The sequence below is a fragment of the Bacillus sp. OTU530 genome, assembly GCF_038440375.1.
On sequence record NZ_JASATP010000127.1, the window covers coordinates 1 to 906 of the forward strand.

The following is a 906-nucleotide window of genomic DNA, read 5'->3' on the forward strand; positions in this document are numbered from 1 at the left end:
TGGTTCATCCAGAAGCAGCACTTTTGGCTGAATGAGAAGCCATTTTGCCAAAACAACCTTTTGTTGATTGCCGCCGCTTAAATTAATTACCTTTTGTTCAGGAGATGAAACTTTAATACGTAGCTTCTGAATATAATCTGCTGCCTCTTGCTGAATTTCTCTCCAATTTAAAATCCCTGAATGGCTATACTTTTGCATCATTGTCATTGCTATATTCTCTTTGACAGACAAATCGAGAAACAATCCTTGTTCCTTTCTGCTTTCTGGTACAAGGGCAATACCATTTTCAATTGCATCCCGGTGAGAAGCAATGTCTACCTGTTGCCCATTAATCAAAATGTCACCTGATTTATTGGCAACAGATCCAAAGATGGTTCGAACGAGCTCGGTTCGTCCTGCCCCGACTAGCCCTGCAAGTCCTACCACTTCCCCAGGATATACCTGTAGGTTGATCTTATCTATTACTTTATTATCAGATAATCCCTTAACCTCAAGAACAGGAACCTGCTCTGTCACCTGTACGCCGCTGCCAAGCTGTCGTTGGAATATATCCTTCGGTTCACGCCCCACCATTAATTTCACTAAATGATCTGGGTTCGTCTCCTCAATAGGCATACTGCTAACCCACTGACCATCCCGGAATACAGTACAACGATCGGAAATTTTGAAAATCTCATCCATTCTGTGCGAAATATACACAATCGCTACACCTTTGGCTTTTAACTGATCAATAATAACAAATAGCTTATCAATTTCTTTATCTGTAAGAGTTGCTGTCGGTTCATCCATGATTAATACTTCCGCTTGAAACGAAAGCGCACGCGCAATTTCAACCATCTGCTGCTCTGCAATGCTCAAGGATGACACGAGTGTTTTGGAATCTAACGTTGAACCGATAGATTCCAA

General features: G+C 41.6%; 1 protein-coding gene. It reads right to left on the bottom strand.

From position 1 onward, the window contains the following. Positions 1–906 (bottom strand): sugar ABC transporter ATP-binding protein (locus AAHB12_RS31140; protein ID WP_342048937.1); only part of this gene is annotated, 906 nt, incomplete at both ends.